The following is a 22,071-nucleotide window of genomic DNA, read 5'->3' on the forward strand; positions in this document are numbered from 1 at the left end:
ATGATTATATCGCATATAGAAACTCCGTTATATAACTACTTCAATTTACATGCTGAAGAAGTTATCTCATCAAGCTATTTAAATGATGGCAATCAAGGAATTTACATTAAAAGTTTACAATTTGAAACCGTTAATAGGATTTTTAATTTTATAAAAGGATTAAATAAGATTCATCAAAAATATATTGTTTTAGATTTTAAAAATTTGGAACATGTTCAAGCTAATATAATTGATAAAATTACAGATATTAGAGATTTAGGTTTTAAACTTATATTTATTAATATTTCTGAAAAAATTAAAAAGCCTTTATCTTTAAAATCAATAGACAATCCAAAAAATGTTTTAAATGAATTTAATGGATATAACGAATTTTATTTTTTTTCAGTTGAGGCATCCGAAATTTATGAAATAGAAATAAAGAGTGAAAAATTATTTTATGAAAAATTTAAGTCTATACTAAAGAAATACAGCAAAGTTTACAACAAACAACATGCTTCGTCTTTTGTTTATCTTAATTCATTTATTGATTTAAAAAAAATAATAAGTAATGAAAGACCATTTATATATTATGCTTTGTATAGGCTTGCAATCAAAATAAAAGATAAATGGCAAAAGGAATTATTAAACAACCCAATTTTAGTTGGACAAAGTCTAACAAGTACTTTTATTGTTTCTGTATTATCAAAATTATTAAATCTTGATATTGTTGTATTTGATAAAATTGGACCTATAACGAAGCTTTATAATAAAATCGACAAACATAATTTTGAGAAAAGTAAATATATTGTTGTTTCGGATTTAGTTTGTCTTGGTACTGAAGTTAAAATAACTAAAAATTTGATAGAGTTTTCAGGTGGAAAATATTTAGGTAATGTATCTTTAGTAAAAGTTGAGACACTTAATAGAGAGGATTTAAAATTAGAAAATATTGATAGAACAATTTCTGTATTTTCGATTACTGAAAATAATAACCAAGAGCTTGAATATTTTATATACACTAATTTAAAGTCACTTAATGAATAGTTTAATTTTACATATTTCAGATTTACATGTATCTTTAGAAAACAAACTCGAAGGAGAAAGAGTTAATGAGGATTCTTATCTAAAAATTCCAGATTCAAAAGAACTATCAAAACATTTTATTGATAAATTTATTATTGCTGCGAAAGAAGAATGTGGTAAAAATAAAGTATATCTACTCATTACAGGTGACATTACTGATTGTGGAGCAAAATTAGAATATGATTATGCATTTGATTATATTAGTTTAATAATCAAAGAACTTGATATTAATAAAGATAATATATTATTATTACCAGGTGACCATGATATAAATCGAAAAAGTATTGAGGATTTAAAATATTCAAAAGAAAGTTACTCTATTGAAGAATTAAACGAATGTAAGTTTAAAAATTTTAGCGATTTTTATTTTAAATTGTTAGATAAACCTTTTGATTCTAATAAAGTAATTTTTGATATTTTAAATTTTGAAGATAAAATTTTATTTTTAGGTATAAATTCATCTCATTTAATAGATTTAGAAAATATTGAAGGTAAAATAGATATTGAAAAATTTAAAGAAGAATTGCTAAAGATTGAGAATAATGACAATCTAAAATATATAGCTTGCTGTCATCATAATATAACTTCTTCATACGAAGATAAAAATAGAGGACAATGGGAGATTGTTAATAGAGGTAGATTCTTGACTGTTTTAGAGGAAAATAGTATTAAATTTATTTTCTCTGGAAATGAGCATACAAGTAGTTGTAAAAAAATTACAGGTGATTTATTAATTTCTGATTCTGGAACTATATCTTCAAAAAATTATGATTCAGCTTTTAAAATATATGAATTGCAAAATTCAGAAAATATTATTTTACAAAATAATATTTACGGTCTTCAAAAAACTGGTTTAAATGACGACCAGTATTATTGGCAAAAAAGGACTAATATAAAAGCACGACAAGAAGATGTTTTTGAAATATCAATTGTTAAACCTCCTTTAATTGATGAGTATAAAGAATTACCTAGTGAAGAAGTTGTAACATCATCAGAAGAAGTTGAGAAAAGCATAATTAGTTCTATATCATCTCAAATTAAAGTTTATTACAATGAAAAGTATAGTGACGTTTTATATGACAAAATAAAAAACTTAAATTTATTTCATTCAGGTCATTTTCATTGGAGTGAAACATCAAGAGCACATAATTGGATTGATGTATCAAAACTTATTGAAAATAAAGAAAATTTAGATTTTGTAAAAAATGCAATTATTGATGTAATAGAAAATAAAAATTTAGTTGAAAAAATAGATTTAATTATTGGTTTAGGTTATGAAGGAAATATAATATCATCAAAAGCGGCAATTAAATTTAATAAACCTTATTCATTTTTACCATACTCATATCGTCATGATGAACATCATGAATATGAAAATCAACTAAATTTTGATAACAGCAATAATGATTACAAAAACATACTTATAATCACAGATGTTGTTAACGATGGTAGAACAATTAGAAAATTAATTAAAAAAAGGCAATTTGAATTTTTTAAAAATGTAGAGAATATATATGTAGTCTCTTTACTTTATACAGGGCATTCTAAGTTAAACTACAATATATTAAACTATGATTTTATTAAGACAATTTCAGGTTATGATATAGAAAATGATGAGGAAATTAATAATATTGAGTATTATACAGTAAAAAGTCTTAAAGTTGAAAAATGTCCATATGGTAAAGACTTTAGAGATGAATGCTTTATCTACAAGGATAATTTAAGTTGTGTTAATCTATTTTATGATGAATCAAAATATATTAATAAATAAAATAATTTATTAAGCAGAAGACATATATAAACTTTAACACTTCATTTGTAACTTTAATGAGATTATTGCGTTAAATAAATACAAGCAAAGTGAGTTAGAATTGAAGAAGTTACAACAGATGTTGTAAGTATTATATTTTTCATATCTTTGCATAACGAAACAAAACAAAAATTACTATGGCAATTGCAATTAAATCAATACCAGTTCTTAAAAGTGAAGCTGCTAAAGCTTTTGTAGATAGAATTAGTGGTAATACTGCAAAAAAATCTTCTGTAGATTTTTCCAAGCAAGCCAATGTTGCGTCTAAAATTTTAGCTAAAGCAAAACTGTAATTTCACCTTGGGTTTTCTACTTGATAAATGTACACTTCAAGTCTATAATGCTCAATTATTGGCTTTTTGTGATACTTTTGATTGTGATAATGCCGATTTAAACGATTTCTTTCGTGACGATGCTTTAAATTATCAATCTGAGTTATTAGGAAAAACCTATTGTTTTACTTTAGATGAAAATCCTAAAATTATAGTTTGTGCTTTTACTATTTCAAATGATAGTATCAAAACAACTCACTTACCAAATTCAAGAAAAAAGAAAGTAATACAAGAAATACCTCGTCAAAAACAAATGAGGTCTTATCCAGCTGTATTAATTGGTCGTTTAGGTGTAAATAGAAATTATCGTTTCATTCAAGGAGAAACAGAAAGAACCGGCAAACAATTAATGGATTTTATAAAATCTTGGTTCATTGATGGAGCTAATAAAACAGGTTGTCGTTTTATTGTTGTTGATTCATATAATACTCCAGGCCCATTAAAATACTACGCTGATAATGAATTTGTACCTCTTTTTAGTACAGAAGATCAAGAGAAAGAATTTACAGGTCTTAAACCAGAAGATTCATTAGAAACACGTCTTATGTATTATGATTTAATCGTTCTTTCTCGTGAATCAAATCAAACCAACAACGAAACCAATAAAAGCATCTGGTCAACAATAGCTGATTTTTTTAGAAAATTATTTTCTTAAAATTATCTCATTCAGCTGCACAAAAATCGCTCCTAGTCCAAGTATTCCTAGCATCAATTCTTTGTTTGCTTCATTTCGTTAATTTCAAAATAAAATATTTAAATTCGTTTAAGTAAAAAAACTTTAATTGTTTGGTAAAGTATATGGCAAGTGAATATAAATTAATCGATACAAATGATTCAATAGATTTTGGTTCACAAAATGGGGAACCTTTTAAATGGATTTTTCTTTTAGATATTCCTTATTTAGTATGGTTAATTGAAGAAACAGATGTATGCTTTGTGAATTTAGACTTGTTCTTTACTTTCGGTAAACCACTAATAATTGATGAAAAAAAACTAACTAATGAAGAAACTAACTATTTATTGAATTTGTCTAAAAATATAGGTAAAAACATTCACAACACAAGTTTACAGAAATATAAACTTACTATTGAAATTTTTGCAATTGCTATCGACTCTAAAATAATAACCCCAGAACATTTTATAGATAGAAACTTTAAATTTGAAGATAAAACAATACAAATAAACAATACAAAATTACTAAATGCTAAACCTTACTTTAATTCAATAAATACCAATAGAGATAAACATCTAAAAAGCATTTTTAAATTATATTAGTAAATTATCCTGATACAAAAACTAAGATAGGAACGCTATCGCTGACGTATTTGCGCCCACCCAGTCCAACGCTCCCCGCCGCACATGTGGCTTTCCCTACCGAGAACAGCACTTGTTTTCCCTAAGTAAGTCAATAAAAAATGGCTTTCTGTTTTTCCAACCCCACGCGCACAGTAAGCCATTTTTTATCCACTTACACCCATCCCAAAAAACAAGAGCTGTTTTTCCCAATGCTAAACCACCCCAAGCTATTTTACATAATGATGGCAACATTATAGTTCAAAAAAAAGCGTTAATATTTTTATTGGAATTTTTTTAGAACTATAATTTCATTATGTAAAATATCCGCTCCCAGCCGCACCCGCCCGAAATAGGAATAGTATTTTCATTGTTTTTTGAAGATGCTTACCATTTTCATAAGAACTCATAATCTTGTAATAAATCCTCAAGAACATTCAAGCATCCTCAAAAATCAAAATTGCCCACAAGAGTATAGTTTTTTATTTGCCAGAAAATTGGTAGTAAATTGTCTTTAAGCCGTCTTGATGCTAAGCAATGTCAATAAAACAATTAAATAAACATATAAACCCGTTTTTAAAAAGAAGTGTCTAGCATCAAGCCGTCAATAAAAACAATCAGAAAATCTCGTAAAGCAAATAAAAAACTATACCCTTGTTCCGCTACTGCCAACGCACTCGGTAAAGTACAGTTGGGGAAATCTCCCATTTCCCCAAACCCCTTAGGGTGCAATTTTTTTTAAAATAATGCCAGACGTTTTTCACTCCGATTGATATTTATCGGTAGGCATTCTTTCAAAAAAAACAGCGTCAATTCCAACCACTCGGAAAGTTTTTTTCTGAATGGAAAGTTACAGGCTTACTTGCAATAGTGGAATGGATAAAAAAATAATTTCCTTCTTCTTAAATCTGAATACTAACAATTTATGATAATTAATAACAAATTTTAACATTACAATTTGAGTTTAAAAAAAATACATTAGGAAATAATAATTTTGAACATGTAAAAATCAATACCAAAGCCGTACCAAGCTCACATAATTGAATTTTTAATTTTAAAATTGTATAGATATGGGTAAAATTGGTAGAGGTATTCTTGGAGGGGTATCAGGAAAAGTAGCCAACGTAGTTGGTTCAAGATGGAAAGGAATTGATTACATTAGAGCTAAGCCTCAGAGTGTAGCAAATCCGAGAACATTATTGCAAGTAAATCAAAGAACAAAATTTGCTTTAGTGTTGAGGTTCTTACAACCTAACTTAAATTTCATTAAGATTGGGTATAAAAATTATGCAGTAAAGAAGTCGCAGTTTAATAGTGCGATGTCTTACATTCTGAATAATGCAATTACAGGGGTATCACCTGATTTTGAAATTGACTATTCAATGGCGTTATTATCAAGAGGTAATTTAGCAGGAGCTTTAAACCCTGTTTTTGATTTAACAACACCTGGACAAGTTCAATTTAGTTGGGATGATAACTCAGCTGAAGGTAATGCGTTAGCAACTGATAAAGTTATGGTAGTAGCTTTTAACCCCTTAAAAGGAGAAAGCGTTTACTTAACAGAAGGTGCTGCTAGAGCGGATTTATCTCAAACTGTAATTATTCCGAATAGTTATTCAGGTGATGAATTACACATGTTCATTTCTTTTATGAATTTTGAAGAAACACAATTATCAAATAGTATTTACATTGGCTCTGGTACGGCTTCATAAATTTAGTAAATACTTATTTCCAAAACCACCTCTTAAAGGGTGGTTTTTTTATTGTTGTAGTGTTACCGATAATAAGGAGTTTTATTGTAAATTATTTCTTTAATCTGGCTTTCACTTAAATCATACATTTCCCTTTGACTTATTTCTCTTAACTCTAAAGCTCTATCTTTCATATAATGATAATAAGGACTGTAACTACCTACTTTTAGCGTAATATCGATAATTTGGCAGTCATTTTCAAACTCATGTTGGATATTATCAACGTAAAAATAATTAATTGGTATCGAAGCACTGATAAATGGCAAACTTACTGACTCTCCAATTTTTGGTAAATGGGGTAATTTATCAACTCTAAAGAAACAATGATTATTGTAAAACTTAATATTGAATTGGTAAATTACTTTATTGAAGCTCAAATTTAATTTACGCTCATAAGTAAATATTTCAGAGTGCATTTTAAGTAATAGCTTTCTTAATGTATGAGATTTCAAACCTGTAGCTTCTTCAACTTCCTTCATTTTGGGAAGCCTCAAATCTAATTCTTCATTCAAATAGTCTTTAGCAAGAATAAAATCAATAATTAGTTTGTATTCTAACCTATCTTTAAAAAGATGATCTAATTGTTTACCGATATAGATAAAATCTCTAATTATTTGTTTTACTGACACTTGTGCTTCCATAATTAATATTTTTTATAAAAATAGTAAATAAAAAACACAATAATTGTGGGGATAATGTGGGGATAAAATACAAATAAAAAACCCTAACTAATTGATAATCAATCGTTAGGGTTTTAATTCTGCGGAGAAAGAGGGATTCGTTAAAATCAAAATTCACTAATAAAATCAATACCTTTCAAAGTATGTGTTTTAAGTGACTCCTCAAGTGACTCCTTTTATATTTTGGTCAAACTAATCTAAATTCAAAGTATACAAATATACAATTTTTAGATTAAACATTATAATAAACTTGTTTAAAAATTAAATAAGTTGATGTTGCTAATCAATCAGTGGTAAAACATGTTCGATATTTAAGCCAGTATGCAAACAAAACTCTTCTATACTTACAAGGCTATTTTTAGGCTTTCTAAGCGACTTTCTTATTTCATTTAATATTCTTATGCTTTGACGATAGCTTTTACCTGTAATGCGTTGTATGTCCTTTGGATAGATACAAACTCGTTTTGGTACCTGATTCATACTTTAACCTTGCTTTTGAGTTGGCTTTGAGATAGGTTAAAGTTACTTAATTAATCTTTTCATTTAACGTTGATTGGAATTAAGTTTTGATTCTTAAATAAGTCATTTAATGACAAATAAGGACATATTATGACATTTGGAATGGTTTGAGTTTTTTAATGGATTTTGTGTGGGAAATTTGCGGTGTAATTATTTCAGAAAGTGTTGCAACCGAGTTTTGAATGATTTATGAAAGTGAAAAAATGTTGAACTAAAATTTTGATGTTATGGCTAGACAGAAAGGCATAATTAAGTTAAAAGGTACTATCGGGGATATTACTTTTTACAAAACACAGGATGGGCATTTAGCTCGTGAGAAAGGTGGAATTGAGGCTAGTAGAATTGCTAGTGACCCTGCGTTTCAAAGAACGCGTGAGAACGGTTCTGAATTTGGTAGAGCTGGAAAAGCAGGTAAGCTTTTGAGAACTGCTTTACGCCCTTTGTTGTTGAACTCTGCGGATGGTAGAATGGTGAGTCGTTTGACGCAACGTATGGTGAAAGTTATCCAAATGGATGCGGTGAGTGATAGAGGATTACGTAATGTAATTGATGGGGAAATTGAATTGGTTCTTGGTTTTGAATTTAATATTCGTGGGAAATTAGGGACTTCGTTGTTTGCTCCTTACACCTCAACTATTGATCGTGTGGCTGGAACTTTGGCTGTGGCTATTCCTTCTTTTGTTCCTGCTAATATGATTGCTGCTCCTAGTGGAACTACTCACTTTAAAGTGATTTCTGGTGGAGCTGCAATTGACTTTACTGGAGAATCTTATGAAGTGGCTACTTCTGAAACTGCGATTTTACCTTGGGATGCTACAGCTACAGCTGTGATTAACTTGAGTAATGCGGTTACTGCGAGCTCTACGCATCCAATGGTATTGGCTCTTGGTGTGGAGTTTTACCAACAAATTAATGGGCAAATGTATCCGTTGAAAAATGGCGCTTTTAACCCGTTATCAATTGTGGCGGTTGATGGAGGTGTTTAATAGTGGTCAGTGATCAGTTTTAAGTGGTCAGTATGATACTGTTTTTGACAAGAACTTATTTCCCTGAAGGAACGAATGGAAAATTGGAATGTGAAGGTAAATTGATTGGTTATACGATTGAATTGCCGTGGAAACGAAATGAAAGAAACATTTCCTGTATTCCGGAAGGGAAATATTTTATTAGAAAGCGATATAGTGCGAAATACAAATGGCATTTGGAATTGGTGGATGTGCCGAATAGAACGTATATTTTGATACATCCTGCCAATAATGCGCAAAAGGAATTGCGTGGCTGTATTGCTCCTGTTACGAAACTTTCTGGACCTGGTTTAGGTTTGCTATCTAGAAAGGCTTTTACGAAGTTGAAGGACTTGGTTTATAAAGCTTTGGACAATAAAGAAAGTGTAGAATTGATTGTACAATAGATCCTTTACAGGATTAGAAAAAGAAAGATTATGAACGTAGTAGAACGTGCTAAGGCACCCACTCCGAAATTTTTTAAGGTGTTGCGCACCATTGGATTAGCCTTATTAGCAGTAAGTGGAAGCATTGTAGCTGCTCCAGTAGCTTTACCTGCTGTTGTTGTAACCGTTGCGGGTTATGCTGCCGTTGCAGGCGGTGTTTTATCAGCAGTAAGCCAAATTACTGTGGAAGATAAAAGCCTTCGACAAGCTCAGGATGACACCCGAGGGAATAAAAAAAATGAGGTTAAGCCAGAAACTGACGTTGGAGGGAATGGATAATTCTTTAACTTTGAGGGCAGGAACTTTTGGAGGATTTGCACTGAGTGTTATACCCAATTTAACCTCAGCAGATGTCTTAAAAACAATCCTTTTAGCCTTTATTGGAGCAGTAGTGAGTTTTGGTGTTACGGTGTTATTAAAACGCCTCACCTCAAAAAAGAAATAAGCTCAGTTTTGATTGGTAACCTTTACTGAGTGTGAGAAAGCCTAATCGTAATAGATTAGGCTTTTTTGATTTTAACGTTACCAGGCTTTAGGTCTGTAGCGGATTAAAGAAGCCGTAACTTTTGATTATGCAATAATTTCAAAAAAAAATAAACCTTAAATAAAGCGCAAAACCCGAAATAACGTGAAACCTGTTTAGCAGATGTTTTTTTAAATACGTCCTTTCTCTTTTAGATATTTTTCGTTATTGTAGATATAAGTATCTAATTTTATTATTTTATTTCTATATTCTTTAATTTTTTCTTTATTTCTGTTTATTTCATCAATCATATTTTTTTGACGTAATTCATTTTCTCTAGATTCGAGATTTTGTATAGATTCTTTTAAAGAAAGAATTTCCTCTTTCCAACTATAATTACTCTTAATTACTTTGTCATCCTCAACTTTGTCATTCAGTTTATATATAATTATTATTGCTACAATAAGTAAAAAAAATAGTAGTACCATAACATTTAATTTTTGTTGTTAATTATAAATTTTCAGGAAAAAGTTGATTGTAATAATTATAAAGAAATTCGCCAATGTCGGTTAATCTATAGTAGAATTTAATTTCTCCGCCTTTGAATTCTGGATCATATTCCTCATATTGGTGATTTCTTTCTATTGGAGTTTGTTCTGAACGTTCTTGAAATATCAGCCCCAAATTAATTAATGGATAATATTCTTCTTCAAAAATTTCTTTTCTTTCATTTAGTCTGAATTCTTTTATCAATAGCAAGTCATCAATGTATGCTGTTTGTATTAAGTTAGTCAATCTTAAAAAGTGATCAGAATAAAATTCACCCTTAGCTTTTAATTTACATAGTCGACCGAAAACTTTACATTTTTTTATGTTTTCTAATTTATCAATTGCCATTAAAATTTTTTCAACAGATGATTCATCTTCATCATCTAAATCATCTAGTAAAGTGTTTTTTTCATCTTCATTTAAATCACCAAGCTCAAGAAGAACATTCATAGCTTTTTTTATGAAAATTCTATCAGTATATGAGTTGTAGACATTTTTTACAGCTACAATTGACTTAAGTATTGGTAATTCTTTAACAATTTCCTCGGTTATTTGGTCATCTAAAACTTTTTCAACAAGTTCAATAGAAATTTCTTTCAAGTCTTTTGATTTAAATATCTCTTGAATTTGTTCTTTCATAAGTGTTAATTTATGTACTTTTCTTTATATTTTAAGCTAATTCGTTGATATGCGCTACAAAATAGCGCCAACATAACCAATTTTGGATGTATATGCGCTAGTTTGCAGCGTTTTTCAAATATAAATACATTTTTTTAATTTCTATCCAATTTCATTAAAAAAGCCCAGACAAGTTTGTCCAGGCTTTGTATTACTTCATTCTATACCTCATCATAATGGCGTTTTTGAGCTCGTTGATGAGGTGGATGCTTTTGTTGTGGTGGTTTTCCTGTTCTTGCAGCAGCTTTAGTGCTTGAATGTTTTTTTTATGCAGCTCGTGTTCTCGCATTAATCGTGTTGCCCTTGGGTTGAACTCTTTTTTGAATTCATAGAGCGATAAGAAAGGAATTACAGAACCTCTCAGATATTGGTGCCAGAATTTGGATTTCCAGAGGCTCATAGCTATCCAGTACACGTCTTCTTTTTGTTCTTCGGTTTGGAAGATTAATACAAAGCTATTTGTGTAGGCTTCGTGATGCGGTTTGCCGCTGTTTAATCCTTTGTTTAAAACGAAAAAATGCGGTTTGGCATAGTTCATGCCGGCACGGTGGGATTTGATAAAAATTGTGTCCATAATACAAGGATTTAAAAGGTTAATTTCCTTCGTCTTTCCTTCGTGATTGCCCGAAATATGAATGAAAACCGAGATGCCCCACACACATTTTTGCAAAAGAAAAAAGGAAAAAAAAGAAAGCCGTTTTGCCTTGTGGAGGGTTTCAAAAAAGCAAGTTTTTCGGATAAAATACTACCCTAATGAGTGATTAGTAATTAGTGATAAGTGACTATTCAACTGGAAATGCAAGGGTGGAGATTTTATCCGGAACCGAAGGCTTGAACTTGCTTTTTTGAATACCCGGAACAAACCTTTGGCTTCTTTTTTATCCTTTTTTTTGTAAAAATGTTTACCCTGATTTTCTTATGAAATGGGGTTTTAGGGGTATTCAATCGGGACACGTGAACAAGGGTGTGGTTTTCTTTTTTGCTGGACGTCCTCGACTCCGCACGGTTTGACAATTTGTCTTTGTGAAGATGAGAAAAAAGAAAAACACACTCTTGTGATAGTTTGATTTTTGAGGATGCTTTGAAAGTGTTCAGTGGTCAGTTTTTAGTGGTCAGTGAACTGGAAATGGGAAGCATCTTCAAAAAACAATGTGATACTTCCTAGTGATTGGGCAGTAGCGGAACAAGGGTATGTTTTTCTTTTTTTTGCTGGTCGACCTCGACTACGCACGGTTTGACAATATATCTTTTTGAAAAAAAATAAAAAAGAAAACCATACTCTTGTGGGGAAATTTGATTTTTGATAATGCCTTGTTAGTATTCAGTGATTAGTTTTTAGTTTTAAGTGAACTGGAAATGGGAGGCATTTTCAAAAAACAATGCAAATTACGACAGCGTTAGCGTTCCTATGTTCTTTCGGGTGGGTGCGGCTGGGAGTGGATATTTTACATAATAACTGTTATAACTGCCGTTGGCGTAGCATTGGGAGATGGAAGGCATTATAACGCTTATTATGTAAATATAGCTTGGGAGTGGTTTTTGTGTGTTTTTAGCGTTTGTTTTTTGAATTGGGTGTAAGTGGATAAAAAAAGGCGGACTGTGCGCGAGGGGTTGGGAAAACAGGGAGCCTTTTTTTATTGACTTACTTAGGGTAAAACAAGTGCTAAAAACACACAAAATACCACTAGTGCGGTGGGGAGCGTTGGATTGGGTGGGCGCAAATAACTTAGCGAAGCGTTCCTATTTAAAATAAAGAAAACAAGAAAGCCATTTGCTTACTTACTAGCCCCGATAGAAGTGATACCGTGTTTAACGGATAGCGGGAAAATGGAAACCAAGAATGCCCGAGCCTTTCGCTACTAGTTCAAAATTACTTTATAAGATTTGGTTTTATTCTCTGACTGTAGTGTAATAAAGTAGATGCCTTTTGAATTGCCTGATAAATCTATTGTATTGTTTGTAGTATTGGTAGTTATTAATTGACCTAGAGTATTGTAAACTGAATAGTTATATTGCTTATTTTCAACATTATTGATGAAAATATAATCTTTTGTGATTGTTGGGTAAATTAGATTGTTTGAAAGTGTATATTCATCTGCTGATAATACACCCCAAGTATCTGTTGCTTGTGGTCCATTCCAAATGATAGTTGCTAGATATGGGTTGTCTATGAAAGGATTTCTGTTACCTTGTATGGTGTTGAGAATGTTGTTTCTATTTATTTCATATTGTGAAACTGGATCTTGTGCATTCCAATCTAAGAATACGTTTGGCATATCACCATAATTGGAATATGATGTGCTACCTACACCAACATTGTTTGGTAAACATTGCGATGGATAGCGAACATACATATACATAATCATTCTAGCTACATCACCTTTCCATTCATTACCTGGGTACCAATTCCCTGCTAGTGTAATGTATGACATATTAATCCCACTACCCTCTTCAAATTTTCTATTACTTCTTGAATTGTTTCTATCACTATCAATAGAACGCAAGTGATGTGCATCGGCACCTGCGAATTCAAAACCAAGATTAGGTGTACCTAATGAACGAGGGTAAACATGTTCTCTTACCCATAAACCACTACAAGAAGATGTATGACAAGAAGACGTTTGAGCTCTGGAATAATCGTTTGTAATATCTGCATCAGTATCATTCCAACCGTAAACTAAAAGCACATTGTTTGTGTTACTTGGGTTTAAATCGGTTTGATATAATGCATCCCAAGTATCTGTAACGCCTGTTGCTGTATAGGGTAGGTTTGTAGTATGTGTGTTTGTTATAAGCGTAGTCAATTGGTTTTTTAAATAATCACCTTCTTGACTAAAATCAATTGTAGAATAATATGCTGGAATTTGGGCATAGAATAATGTTGGGACAAGTAGAAAGAGTAGTTTTTTAAGCATAGTTTTACTTTTAATTGCTTTGATTTATTCAAATTTAGTGTAAAAAATTAAATTCTCAATCATTTTGTTTAGTTTTGAAATAACTCTATATACTTAAACTACTTATTTTATTTTATAAATTATACTATGAATAATGAGAAAATTGAATATTCATTAACTGTAGAAGCGAAAGATTTTATTGTACCAAAAGATATCATTGATGAAGTTTTGTTTTTGACTGTAAAACAAGATGTATTAGATGTTTTAAACGATCCTAATACTGATATTACCTATTTTGGTTTTGCTCCTGATAATACAGCGGATAATCAAGATGATTTATTATTAGATGGGGTTTTCTTTCGAATTATTGCTTACAATAAAGATTTGGGTTTAACTTTAGAAAGTTCAAAAGAAGAAGTGCTTGTTGCTTATTCTAATCTTATAACTACAAAAGCTCCTTATTGGACTACCATTATTACTGAAAAAGGATTTATAAAAGAAGAAATTACCATAGAGTTATTATATCAGTAGGATAAGCTTTTGCAACTAAATTTACTTCATAAGGATATGCGAAATTACTGATAGGATCGTGTTGTAACCATTTGGATTCGTCTTCTGGTTTTAGAATGATTGGCATTCTTTTCTTGGTGTTGTGAATTTCTGCCATTAGTTGATTGGCTTGTGTGGTAACTATGGAATAGGTGTCTTTAATTTCTCCAGTGATTTGATTTACCCATTGTGAATAGATTCCTGCAAAGGCAAATAAATCTTCATTACCGATACCAATTTCGTACTTGATTTTATTTTTGCCTTTACTGTCTTGCCATTGCCATTCATAGAAACCATTTGCGATTACCAAACATCTTTTATTGATAGAATTTTTGAATGATGGTTTTTCTTCTATTGTTTCTATTCGTGCATTTAATGTTAGTTTTTTAATGTCTTCGTCTTTAGACCAGGAAGGAATTAAACCCCAATTGAAATGTTTAATTAGATTAGGGTTTTCATCTGTGATAACAGGGTTTATTCCAAAATCAAAACCATTTATATCCATAGAAGATTTGAAAAGTTCTTTCTTTTCTATAGTTGCTTTAAATCTGTTTTCGACTTCTAAAGCTAGTTTTGTTTGTTTTGAATGGAAGCACATGTTTTGATTTTTAACGGGAAACGCATTGGCGAAGTGGCGGATAAATTGGACGAAAAGTTCAATTTAGCAGTGACGTAGCCGATGTGTTTCCACAGAAGCTAAATTATTAAAAAAAGCTGAATGTGGAACACATTCGGCGGAATAAAATGCAGAAACTTTCAATTTAGCACTTAACCTGCCATTTTGCCAATGCGATGTTATGTGAAGGAATTTTTAGTATCTTTGTATTCAAATAATTCACATTTTATGTATTTCAGCAAGCCTTGGTAATTAAAAATTAAAGTAAATTATTAAATCGTCTTTTTGAGACGGTTGCTATTTGGTACGTTAATTTTTAATTTAAAATAAGGTAATAATGAAAAATATAAAACCCTTAACTTTTCCGTTTAATTCGGAAAATAATACATCCATAAAACAAAGTCTTTTTCGATTTCGAGAATATTTTGATTCTTCTACAATTGTTGGTTTAGGCGAAAACTCACATTTCATAAAAGAGTTTTTTACATTCAGGCATCAAGTTATTGAGTTTTTAGTAACTGAATGTGATTTTGACACCTTGGCATTTGAGTTTGGTTTTTCTGAAGGATTAGAAGTTGATAAGTGGATAAAATCACAAATTCCATTCGACGATTTGGATAAGTTACTGTCACACTTTTATTATCCAAATGAGTTTAAAGATACTTTGCTATGGCTTCGTCGGTATAATCAAGACAATAATAATCAAATTACCTTTTTAGGTGTGGATATTCCTAAAAATGGAGGTTCTTATTTTCCAAACTTTCGTATTGTATCTGATTATTTGCAAAGACTTTCAATCGTTTCTTCTGATGTCTTACAGAAGATTTTAAATCTTGCTGAGAAATTTGATTTCTATTCGACTTCTCAGCTTGCGTTAAATTTATCGCTTTTTGATGAAGCTGAACATAATGAATTAAAAGCATTGCTATTAAAAGTTTACATTCGTTTGGTCACTCTTCAACCAAAACTGGAAAGTTTAGAGTTTCAATCGATACTTCATCAAGTTAAAGGCTTGATTTATATGAATTATAATGCTGATGCTATGGAAAGCTTCATTACTGAAAAGGGAATTGAGGGAGATATGGGAGCAAAAGACCAGTATATGGCAGAAAGTATTGATTGGTTTTTGAAAAATTCACTTGGTAAAAAGATTATTTTAGTTGCCCACAATGCTCACATTCAAAAAACTCCGGTCGATTTTGACGGATTTATTAGTTGTTATCCAATGGGGCAAAGACTTTCGATGACTTTTGGAGAAAAATACAAAGCATTTGCAATAACTAATCTACGTGGAGAAACTGCCGCATTGTATCCTGATAATGATTATCAATTTGGTTTTAGGGTTGATAAATTTCCACTTGATTCTCCAGAGTCGGATTCTGTTGAATTTTTTATGCAGGAATTATCAGGAAAAGAATGCTGTTTAATAATCAATAAAAGTAAGGAATTAAAAAATTGTAGTAAGATTCGTTTTGATTCTATATATCTAAAAACTGAAATAGTAGATTCTTTTGATGGGATTTTCCTAATAGAAAAATCAACTGTTTCAGAAATAGTGGATTGAGAATAATGTAAATTTGATTTCGAAACGGTACTTTCTTTTTTGGAGGTGCCGTTTTATTCTTTCACATAACGGTCAAGTATAAGCGTAGTGCGGGATTTCGGAGCAATTCACTGTCCGCCCACCACAAAGTTTCTTAGGAGCAAAAATGCTCAAATTTAGCAGTTCAGCCCGCATTACGCTTATACAATGTTGGCGGTAGTTTTTTTATTCAATTCTCCTTAATACCCCCTTTAATTTTGCTTCAACTCCAAGATTATCAAAAAGTTTTTCAGTCAATGTTAATGTCTTCTTGAAAGCTGTTTTAATATCTGTCGGGTCTAATTCTGATGTTGTCTCCTGAAATAACGAATACCAATCTGGGTCTATGTCTTTTTCCAAGCTTTTTGTTGGACTTTCCCAATGTTTGGTTTGGTATGTTTCAATTCTTATTAACCAAAGTAAATATTTTTGAACATTTGATAAGCTTTGGTAAGCGTGAGCAAATTCCTGTCGTTTAATTAAGTTGCTTGTTGTAAGTAAAACATTCAACAATGATTGGCTCAACCACAGGATATTTTCATTTGTTGTTCGATCAGGTACTTTAGTTTTTATTTCTTTGAGCGTGTTAGTCAATAAATCTTCTTTATCTACTAAAATCATCTTGTCAAAGTCGCTAAACTCTACCAAACCGTCCCACGATTTGATAACTTCCATTTGGTCGTTTGTCAAAAAATGAAACTCCCCCCTTATCATATTTTCAAAAATGGCAACTTCACTTCCATACTCGTTGGTAAAATATAATGCCAAAGGATGAATTTGGCTTACCCAATTTTCAGCGGAAAAATTTTCTTTATCCTTCAAGAAGATGTAGAATTCAATATCTGAATATTTGTCCCCTTCATTTTTGGTAAATGACCCGTACATAAATACGGCAGAAATATTTTTATCATTTTGAGCTATTGACTTTGTTTTGTCAATCATTTGTAACTGTGTCATTTTCTAATTTTTTAATATTAACAATCGCCCTTTCTACTTTGCGTATTAAAGGATATTTCAATTCTTATTCTATCTTACAGTTACTTATAGCTTCATTTTCTTGAATGTTTTTCGTTGTTAATTGTTTCTTCAAATTACCGCCAACTAGTAAATATCATCAAATATATACAACTTTTTTTAAATCTTAATTGTAATTATTTCATCAATTCTAGTTGTATATGATTTGGATAATTTTTCTTGTTTCATTTTCCATTGTCTCCCAAGTGATTGATTGGCGAACTTGATTTTGTTTTTACCGTAGGCTTTGTTTAGCTTGTCTACTACTGACATTAGAGGTTGATGTTTTGGATTTGAGGTGTTGAAAAGTGATAATTGGGTTTGGTCGTTTGGTGTTAATCCCATAACTATTACACCTGCTTTTTTGTAATTGTAGCCATCTTTGAAAATTGCTTTTAATCCAATTTGAGCGTACTTGTTTAACTCGATTGTGGAGTTTGTTGGGAAATCGGTATTGATTACTATATTTCTTGAGTATTGAGGTTGGTCCTTTCTGAAATAATTGGTGTGAAGAAAAACCATAATCATGTTGCAATGGCTGTTTTGTCTTCTTAGTTTTTCGGAACAGGAAGTTGTGAACGTTGCAATACGTTCTGAAATATCTTCCAATTTTGTCATTGGTTTTTCAAATGATCTTGTTGTAGCAATCATTTTTTTACTTTTTGGAGTTTCTAAATCTAATGTTGGTTTTCCTTCTAATTCATGTTTTAATCTCAACCCTACTACTGCCATTTCTTTTCTTACCCAATCATCGTGTAATTGAGTGAATTGATAAGCATTAAAAACATTTATTGCTTGTAGGCGTTTTGCGTGTTTTCTACCAATACCCCAAACATCTTCAATTTTAGTCCATTTAAGGGCTTTTATTCTCTTTTCTTCATTATCTATCACATAGACACTTTTGGTTCGTTCAGGGAACTTCTTTGCTATTTTATTGGCTACTTTAGCTAGTGCTTTTGTTGGTGCAAATCCTACACTGATTGGAATACCTGTATTTTTAGTTACGGTTCTTTGAATTTTTATTCCGTATTCTTCCAGGTTAAAGAATTCAAATCCTTCAAATTTTAGAAAAGCTTCATCAATACTATAAACTTCAATATCGGGTGTAAAAGTTGAAAGTATATTCATCACTCTGCTGCTCATATCACCATACAAGGCATAATTTGAAGAATAGACAAATACATTGTTGTCTTCGAATAGTTTTTTGAATTCGAATGCTGGAGCACCCATTGGAATACCTAATGCTTTAGCTTCGTTAGAACGTGCAATAACACAACCATCATTATTGGAAAGTATTACTACTGGTTTTCCAATTAAATGTGGTTCGAATACTCTTTGACAAGAGGCGTAAAAGTTATTGCAGTCAACTAAGGCAAACATTTTTTAGTGTTCAGTGTTCAGTTATTAGTATTCAGTATTTTTTGAACTTTGTTCAAAAGGATAGCCTACTTTGTAGGAGATTCCTCGATACTTCGACATGCTCAGCACAGGCTTACTCGGTATGACAAATTGTGATTAGAATGTTTTAATGCTGTGAATTACGATTCCCCAAATCATTAGTTCGTTTTCTTCTGTAACTTTAATGGGTTTGTAGTCTTCATTTTCGGCTATTAACCAAACTACTCCATTTTCTTTTTTAATTCTTTTTACTGTAAAATCTCCATCTATTTGACAAATAGCAATTTTACCATCTTGCGGTTCTAAGCTTTTATCAATGATTAGTAAATCGCCATCGAAAATACCTGCGTTTTTCATGGAGTCCCCTTTTACTTTAGCGAAAAAAGTACTGTCTTTATGTTTTATTAATTCTCTATTTAAATCGATAGTTAGCTCAATAAAGTCATCTGCAGGAGAAGGGAATCCGGCACTAATACCTACATCAACATAAGGTAATTCCAATTCTGTTGAGAAATCAGGTGTATAAAAGTCAAACACTTTTGTAGTATGCAAATTTTTTAGTTTCATTTTCCTTAGAATACAATTTTAAAATACTCTTCTTTTGTTTGTAACACTTGTTCAATCTCTGACCAATTTTTATCAGTTAAGACTTCCATATTCCCTGGATCAAAAACTGTGATATGAATTGCATCTGAGCCTAGGTCCTTTACTTTTTGAAATAATAACTTAAAGTATGAATCATCCGCTAGCTTATTGGTATTGTGCATTTCTAACAAAGAATTATAATCTAATTCAAAAGGTAAATGAATATAAATGTGTTCCTCATGAAATAAGAATGCTTCGTCACCATGAACTAGTACTTTATGTTCGATGTTGCTTTCTTCATAATTGTGAAAGTTGAATTCTAAACTTTCAAGTTGATTGTTTGTAACAATTTCCCTTAGTAAATTATTGTTTCTGAATACTTTTAGATTTTGATTTAGTTTAGTAGCTATTAGTTCCAAACTATTATTATCTTCTTGAATATCAAAGTTGTTTCTAATTATTAGAACTGGTTCTTTATATGGGTTCTCAAAAGTATTCATATCAAAATCTATTTTATACAAAGTTACTAAAGAAGTTATTAGCAACGCAAAAATTAACGAAATGAAGCAAACAAAGAATTGATGCTAGGAAAACTTGGACTAGGAGCGATTTTTGTGCAGCTGAATGAGTTAATTTTATGTAATTAATCAATGGACTTTCTAATTGTTTATTTAAATTTTGTTTAGGTTGATGTATTTATATCTTTTGAATTAAAATAACTTTTAATTGGTAATATAAATTTTGAACACTCAACATTTGTGTATTGTAAAAACACTTTAACATTATCTTTAAATTCGAAACTTGTTTTGTGGTTTTTTGTATGAGATGATATTATTAATCTTTTTTTGGCTCTTGTAAGTGCTACATAAAATAATCTAGCGTCTTCTTCTTCATCTGCGTAAATGAATGGATAAATACCATCATTACAATTTGGAATGAATACATTGTCAAATTGTAAGCCTTTTGAACGGTGTATAGTTGAAATTATAAGGTTTTCATCACCAATAATTAAATCAGTCTCTTTGAAAGTATTTAAAATATCTAACCATTCCAATAATGTATTTTCTAATGTATCTTCTTTGATTTTCAATTCAAAATATCTTAATAACTTATCATAATTTGATGGCTTATTAAAGTTTAATTGAATGATTAATTCCTGTGAAAGAAAATCAAAATATTTACTAAAATCAACATACCTTTTCAAGAAATTGTAATGCTTACAATAGGTTTCTTTGAAATTTTCCTTGAGTTTTTTTATTGCATTTTCATTAACTAAAAGAAAATGTTTTTGATCAATAATTTTAGCTTCTAAATGAGTTTCTAATGCAATAATAAGATTTGCTGTTGCTATTACATCATCTAATGCATTATGGGAATTTATACCTTCAATATTTAAATATTCAATAAGATATTCTAGTTTGTATTTATGTAAACGTGGAAATAATCTTTTGGCAATATCAAGGGTATCAAATTGAATTGTATTCAATGAATTTTCAATATTTTCTCTTTTTAAATTACTTTCTATAATTGATTTATCATATTTTAAGTTATGTGCTACCAATGAGCTTTTCCCCACAAAATCAAGAAATTGTTTTAATGCTATCTTTCTATCTACTGCATGTTCATCTAGATATTCTCTAGTTATTTTATGAATTTTTTGACTTTCAGTTAAATCTTTATCCGTTTTCAAGAACACTTCAAACGTTTGGCCAATTTTACCATTTATTAATTCGATGCCTGCAATTTGAATTATATCATCATTATTTGTATCCAAACCTGTTGTTTCAGTATCAAACACAATAACTCGTTCATTCTGAATTTTATATTTAAAATCAATTAAGACATTTTCATTATTAAAGAAAAAATCAGATGGAATAAAACCTGAATTAAATAAGTTTATTGTAAACTGTGTAGCTGTTTTAGCATTTGGGAATTTTAGAAAATGTTGCATATTATAGAACCAATTTGTTCTAGAATAAGGATTGATTAAAGATGACAAGAATGGTAAAGTACTTTTTAATAAAGTTGATTTAAATATATCTGAGGTTGAAACTTTAAAATGTGAAATTCCTTTACTCTCTAACATATAACTAAAATCGTTTACTTTATTATTAAAGCGAACTAAAATAGCTGTAGTGCCTTTGTCTAAATAATAAGGAAGTATTTTATTTATAATGTATTCTTCTTCTTTTTTATCAAAATCATCAATATTACGATATACTAGAGCATCTTTTTCTGGAACAATAGTTTCGTTAGCGGTAGTAGGAACCGACCATTCATCTTTAAAAAAAGTTTTAGAAAACTCTTTATATATTTCCAAAAGATAAGATGGTGAACGATAATTAATATCAAAATTATGAACGCTATAATTTTCAATAATTGATTTTAAAAATGAAATATCTGCACCTAAGAATGAATATATTGATTGTTCATAATCGCCGAATAAAACTACCGTTGTTTCTTTTTTAATTATGTTGTTAATTATTTCCCACTGCAAAGGATTTAGATCTTGAACTTCATCTATTTGAAGCCAATTGTATTTTACTTCATCATTATTATTTTTAAGATTTGCATATGCTAAGCCTAATAAATCATCGAAATCTAATGCTTCTAAAGTGTTTAATTCATCTTGGTAATATTCATAAATTGAGTAATAAAATGATTCAGGTAAAATTTCAAATTGTTCTTTAAGTGGAATAGGATTTTGATAATTGTTAGTTGTAAATCGTCAGCAAAAAGTGGACTGATTTAGTTCAAAACTAAGAGAGTGTTTTCAAAAATTATTAACTTTGAAATAGTATGAAAACACCTAAGAAAAAAACAGCAGAGAATTTCATCAAAGACAT

The 22,071-nt window shown here is 30.3% G+C and carries 23 protein-coding genes; 12 read left to right on the forward strand and 11 right to left on the reverse strand.

The genetic code is table 11. The features are described 5' to 3' along the window. The 6 genes from G4L40_RS12145 to G4L40_RS12170 all read left to right on the forward strand — a co-directional run bounded on the left by G4L40_RS12145 (position 1) and on the right by G4L40_RS12170 (position 6,209). Positions 1–1,023: a hypothetical protein gene (locus G4L40_RS12145; RefSeq protein ID WP_166237466.1), complete on the forward strand. Its 1,023-nt coding sequence runs from the start codon at positions 1–3 to the stop codon at positions 1,021–1,023. Beyond that, positions 1,016–2,833: a metallophosphoesterase gene (locus G4L40_RS12150; RefSeq protein ID WP_166237467.1), complete on the forward strand. Its 1,818-nt coding sequence runs from the start codon at positions 1,016–1,018 to the stop codon at positions 2,831–2,833. Before G4L40_RS12145 ends, G4L40_RS12150 begins: the two co-directional genes overlap by 8 nt. A 176-nt stretch (positions 2,834–3,009) precedes the next feature. Then, entirely contained in the window at positions 3,010–3,165 is a 156-nt protein-coding gene (locus tag G4L40_RS12155) for a hypothetical protein (protein WP_165764834.1), read from the forward strand. A 7-nt stretch (positions 3,166–3,172) separates the two neighbouring features. Then, a complete protein-coding gene (locus G4L40_RS12160; protein WP_207785385.1) occupies positions 3,173–3,859 on the forward strand; it encodes an N-acetyltransferase in 687 nt (228 codons plus the stop codon). 143 nt (positions 3,860–4,002) lie between these two features. Then, positions 4,003–4,479 (forward strand): hypothetical protein, encoded by a 477-nt coding sequence (locus tag G4L40_RS12165; RefSeq protein WP_166237468.1) that lies wholly within the window; start codon positions 4,003–4,005, stop codon positions 4,477–4,479. Positions 4,480–5,567: 1,088 nt separating this feature from the next. After that, a complete protein-coding gene (locus G4L40_RS12170; protein ID WP_166237469.1) occupies positions 5,568–6,209 on the forward strand; it encodes a DUF6266 family protein in 642 nt (213 codons plus the stop codon). A gap of 62 nt (positions 6,210–6,271) precedes the next feature. Here the strand turns inward: G4L40_RS12170 and G4L40_RS12175 are convergent, their stop codons facing one another. Then, on the reverse strand, positions 6,272–6,889 hold the full coding sequence (locus G4L40_RS12175; protein ID WP_166237470.1) for a hypothetical protein: 618 nt from the start codon (positions 6,887–6,889) through the stop codon (positions 6,272–6,274). A 785-nt stretch (positions 6,890–7,674) separates the two neighbouring features. On the opposite strand from G4L40_RS12175, the gene G4L40_RS12180 reads away from it, so the two are divergent. From G4L40_RS12180 to G4L40_RS12195, 4 genes are read left to right on the forward strand one after another with little or no spacing between them, the layout of a single operon-like run. After that, complete coding sequence (locus tag G4L40_RS12180) at positions 7,675–8,433, forward strand: hypothetical protein (RefSeq protein ID WP_166237471.1); 759 nt, start codon at positions 7,675–7,677, stop codon at positions 8,431–8,433. A 32-nt stretch (positions 8,434–8,465) separates the two neighbouring features. After that, positions 8,466–8,858 carry a DUF5675 family protein gene (locus tag G4L40_RS12185; RefSeq protein ID WP_166237472.1) on the forward strand — a complete coding sequence of 131 codons (393 nt, stop codon included), beginning with the start codon at positions 8,466–8,468 and terminating at the stop codon, positions 8,856–8,858. 30 nt (positions 8,859–8,888) lie between these two features. Next, complete coding sequence (locus G4L40_RS12190; protein WP_166237473.1) at positions 8,889–9,176, forward strand: hypothetical protein; 288 nt, start codon at positions 8,889–8,891, stop codon at positions 9,174–9,176. Beyond that, positions 9,169–9,342, forward strand: a complete 174-nt coding sequence (locus tag G4L40_RS12195; RefSeq protein WP_166237474.1) for a hypothetical protein — start codon at positions 9,169–9,171, stop codon at positions 9,340–9,342. Before G4L40_RS12190 ends, G4L40_RS12195 begins: the two co-directional genes overlap by 8 nt. A 209-nt stretch (positions 9,343–9,551) precedes the next feature. Here the strand turns inward: G4L40_RS12195 and G4L40_RS12200 are convergent, their stop codons facing one another. The 4 genes from G4L40_RS12200 to G4L40_RS12215 form a co-directional block, all read right to left on the reverse strand. Continuing rightward, the gene (locus G4L40_RS12200) at positions 9,552–9,848 is read right to left on the reverse strand and encodes a hypothetical protein (RefSeq protein ID WP_166237475.1); all 297 of its coding nucleotides are present in this window, start codon (positions 9,846–9,848) and stop codon (positions 9,552–9,554) included. 22 nt (positions 9,849–9,870) lie between these two features. Further along, positions 9,871–10,548 (reverse strand): hypothetical protein, encoded by a 678-nt coding sequence (locus G4L40_RS12205; protein WP_166237476.1) that lies wholly within the window; start codon positions 10,546–10,548, stop codon positions 9,871–9,873. A 190-nt stretch (positions 10,549–10,738) separates the two neighbouring features. Continuing rightward, positions 10,739–11,161, reverse strand: a complete 423-nt coding sequence (locus G4L40_RS12210; protein WP_235922643.1) for a DUF6943 family protein — start codon at positions 11,159–11,161, stop codon at positions 10,739–10,741. A 1,285-nt stretch (positions 11,162–12,446) separates the two neighbouring features. Next, positions 12,447–13,502 (reverse strand): endonuclease, encoded by a 1,056-nt coding sequence (locus G4L40_RS12215; RefSeq protein ID WP_166237477.1) that lies wholly within the window; start codon positions 13,500–13,502, stop codon positions 12,447–12,449. Between the two features lie 126 nt (positions 13,503–13,628). On the opposite strand from G4L40_RS12215, the gene G4L40_RS12220 reads away from it, so the two are divergent. Beyond that, positions 13,629–14,012, forward strand: a complete 384-nt coding sequence (locus G4L40_RS12220; protein WP_166237478.1) for a hypothetical protein — start codon at positions 13,629–13,631, stop codon at positions 14,010–14,012. On the opposite strand, the gene G4L40_RS12225 is transcribed toward G4L40_RS12220, so the two are convergent. Further along, positions 13,987–14,628 carry an SOS response-associated peptidase gene (locus G4L40_RS12225; protein WP_166237479.1) on the reverse strand — a complete coding sequence of 214 codons (642 nt, stop codon included), beginning with the start codon at positions 14,626–14,628 and terminating at the stop codon, positions 13,987–13,989. The genes G4L40_RS12220 and G4L40_RS12225 overlap by 26 nt on opposite strands. Positions 14,629–14,983: 355 nt before the next feature. Between G4L40_RS12225 and ere(D) the strand changes: the two genes are divergently transcribed. Then, the gene (gene ere(D) / locus G4L40_RS12230; RefSeq protein ID WP_015345560.1) at positions 14,984–16,210 is read left to right on the forward strand and encodes an EreD family erythromycin esterase; all 1,227 of its coding nucleotides are present in this window, start codon (positions 14,984–14,986) and stop codon (positions 16,208–16,210) included. A 204-nt stretch (positions 16,211–16,414) separates the two neighbouring features. On the opposite strand, the gene lnu(I) is transcribed toward ere(D), so the two are convergent. The 5 genes from lnu(I) to G4L40_RS12255 all read right to left on the reverse strand — a co-directional run bounded on the left by lnu(I) (position 16,415) and on the right by G4L40_RS12255 (position 21,923). Continuing rightward, positions 16,415–17,185 (reverse strand): lincosamide nucleotidyltransferase Lnu(I), encoded by a 771-nt coding sequence (gene lnu(I) / locus G4L40_RS12235; protein WP_008992950.1) that lies wholly within the window; start codon positions 17,183–17,185, stop codon positions 16,415–16,417. Between the two features lie 177 nt (positions 17,186–17,362). Further along, positions 17,363–18,622 (reverse strand): Y-family DNA polymerase, encoded by a 1,260-nt coding sequence (locus G4L40_RS12240; RefSeq protein ID WP_166237480.1) that lies wholly within the window; start codon positions 18,620–18,622, stop codon positions 17,363–17,365. Between the two features lie 135 nt (positions 18,623–18,757). After that, entirely contained in the window at positions 18,758–19,207 is a 450-nt protein-coding gene (locus G4L40_RS12245) for a LexA family protein (protein WP_166237481.1), read from the reverse strand. Positions 19,208–19,212: 5 nt separating this feature from the next. Then, positions 19,213–19,725, reverse strand: coding sequence for a hypothetical protein (locus G4L40_RS12250; protein ID WP_166237482.1), 513 nt, complete (start codon positions 19,723–19,725; stop codon positions 19,213–19,215). A gap of 182 nt (positions 19,726–19,907) precedes the next feature. Next, positions 19,908–21,923: a 3'-5' exonuclease gene (locus tag G4L40_RS12255; RefSeq protein WP_317163966.1), complete on the reverse strand. Its 2,016-nt coding sequence runs from the start codon at positions 21,921–21,923 to the stop codon at positions 19,908–19,910. Positions 21,924–22,071: the final 148 nt, after the last annotated feature.

The sequence above is a fragment of the Flavobacterium celericrescens genome (assembly GCF_011392075.1).
Lineage (GTDB): Bacteria > Bacteroidota > Bacteroidia > Flavobacteriales > Flavobacteriaceae > Flavobacterium > Flavobacterium celericrescens.

Coding starts and splice junctions, on each gene's coding strand:
- G4L40_RS12155 (WP_165764834.1), top strand. CDS start 3,010: ATGGCAATTGCAATTAAATCAATACCAGTTCTTAAAAGTGAAGCTGCT.
- G4L40_RS12185 (WP_166237472.1), top strand. CDS start 8,466: ATGATACTGTTTTTGACAAGAACTTATTTCCCTGAAGGAACGAATGGA.
- G4L40_RS12245 (WP_166237481.1), bottom strand. CDS start 19,207: ATGAAACTAAAAAATTTGCATACTACAAAAGTGTTTGACTTTTATACA.
- G4L40_RS12250 (WP_166237482.1), bottom strand. CDS start 19,725: ATGAATACTTTTGAGAACCCATATAAAGAACCAGTTCTAATAATTAGA.
- G4L40_RS12170 (WP_166237469.1), top strand. CDS start 5,568: ATGGGTAAAATTGGTAGAGGTATTCTTGGAGGGGTATCAGGAAAAGTA.
- G4L40_RS12210 (WP_235922643.1), bottom strand. CDS start 11,161: ATGGACACAATTTTTATCAAATCCCACCGTGCCGGCATGAACTATGCC.
- G4L40_RS12150 (WP_166237467.1), top strand. CDS start 1,016: ATGAATAGTTTAATTTTACATATTTCAGATTTACATGTATCTTTAGAA.
- G4L40_RS12200 (WP_166237475.1), bottom strand. CDS start 9,848: ATGGTACTACTATTTTTTTTACTTATTGTAGCAATAATAATTATATAT.
- G4L40_RS12165 (WP_166237468.1), top strand. CDS start 4,003: ATGGCAAGTGAATATAAATTAATCGATACAAATGATTCAATAGATTTT.
- G4L40_RS12145 (WP_166237466.1), top strand. CDS start 1: ATGATTATATCGCATATAGAAACTCCGTTATATAACTACTTCAATTTA.
- G4L40_RS12195 (WP_166237474.1), top strand. CDS start 9,169: ATGGATAATTCTTTAACTTTGAGGGCAGGAACTTTTGGAGGATTTGCA.
- G4L40_RS12240 (WP_166237480.1), bottom strand. CDS start 18,622: ATGTTTGCCTTAGTTGACTGCAATAACTTTTACGCCTCTTGTCAAAGA.
- G4L40_RS12205 (WP_166237476.1), bottom strand. CDS start 10,548: ATGAAAGAACAAATTCAAGAGATATTTAAATCAAAAGACTTGAAAGAA.
- G4L40_RS12220 (WP_166237478.1), top strand. CDS start 13,629: ATGAATAATGAGAAAATTGAATATTCATTAACTGTAGAAGCGAAAGAT.
- G4L40_RS12175 (WP_166237470.1), bottom strand. CDS start 6,889: ATGGAAGCACAAGTGTCAGTAAAACAAATAATTAGAGATTTTATCTAT.
- G4L40_RS12225 (WP_166237479.1), bottom strand. CDS start 14,628: ATGTGCTTCCATTCAAAACAAACAAAACTAGCTTTAGAAGTCGAAAAC.
- G4L40_RS12190 (WP_166237473.1), top strand. CDS start 8,889: ATGAACGTAGTAGAACGTGCTAAGGCACCCACTCCGAAATTTTTTAAG.
- G4L40_RS12215 (WP_166237477.1), bottom strand. CDS start 13,502: ATGCTTAAAAAACTACTCTTTCTACTTGTCCCAACATTATTCTATGCC.
- G4L40_RS12180 (WP_166237471.1), top strand. CDS start 7,675: ATGGCTAGACAGAAAGGCATAATTAAGTTAAAAGGTACTATCGGGGAT.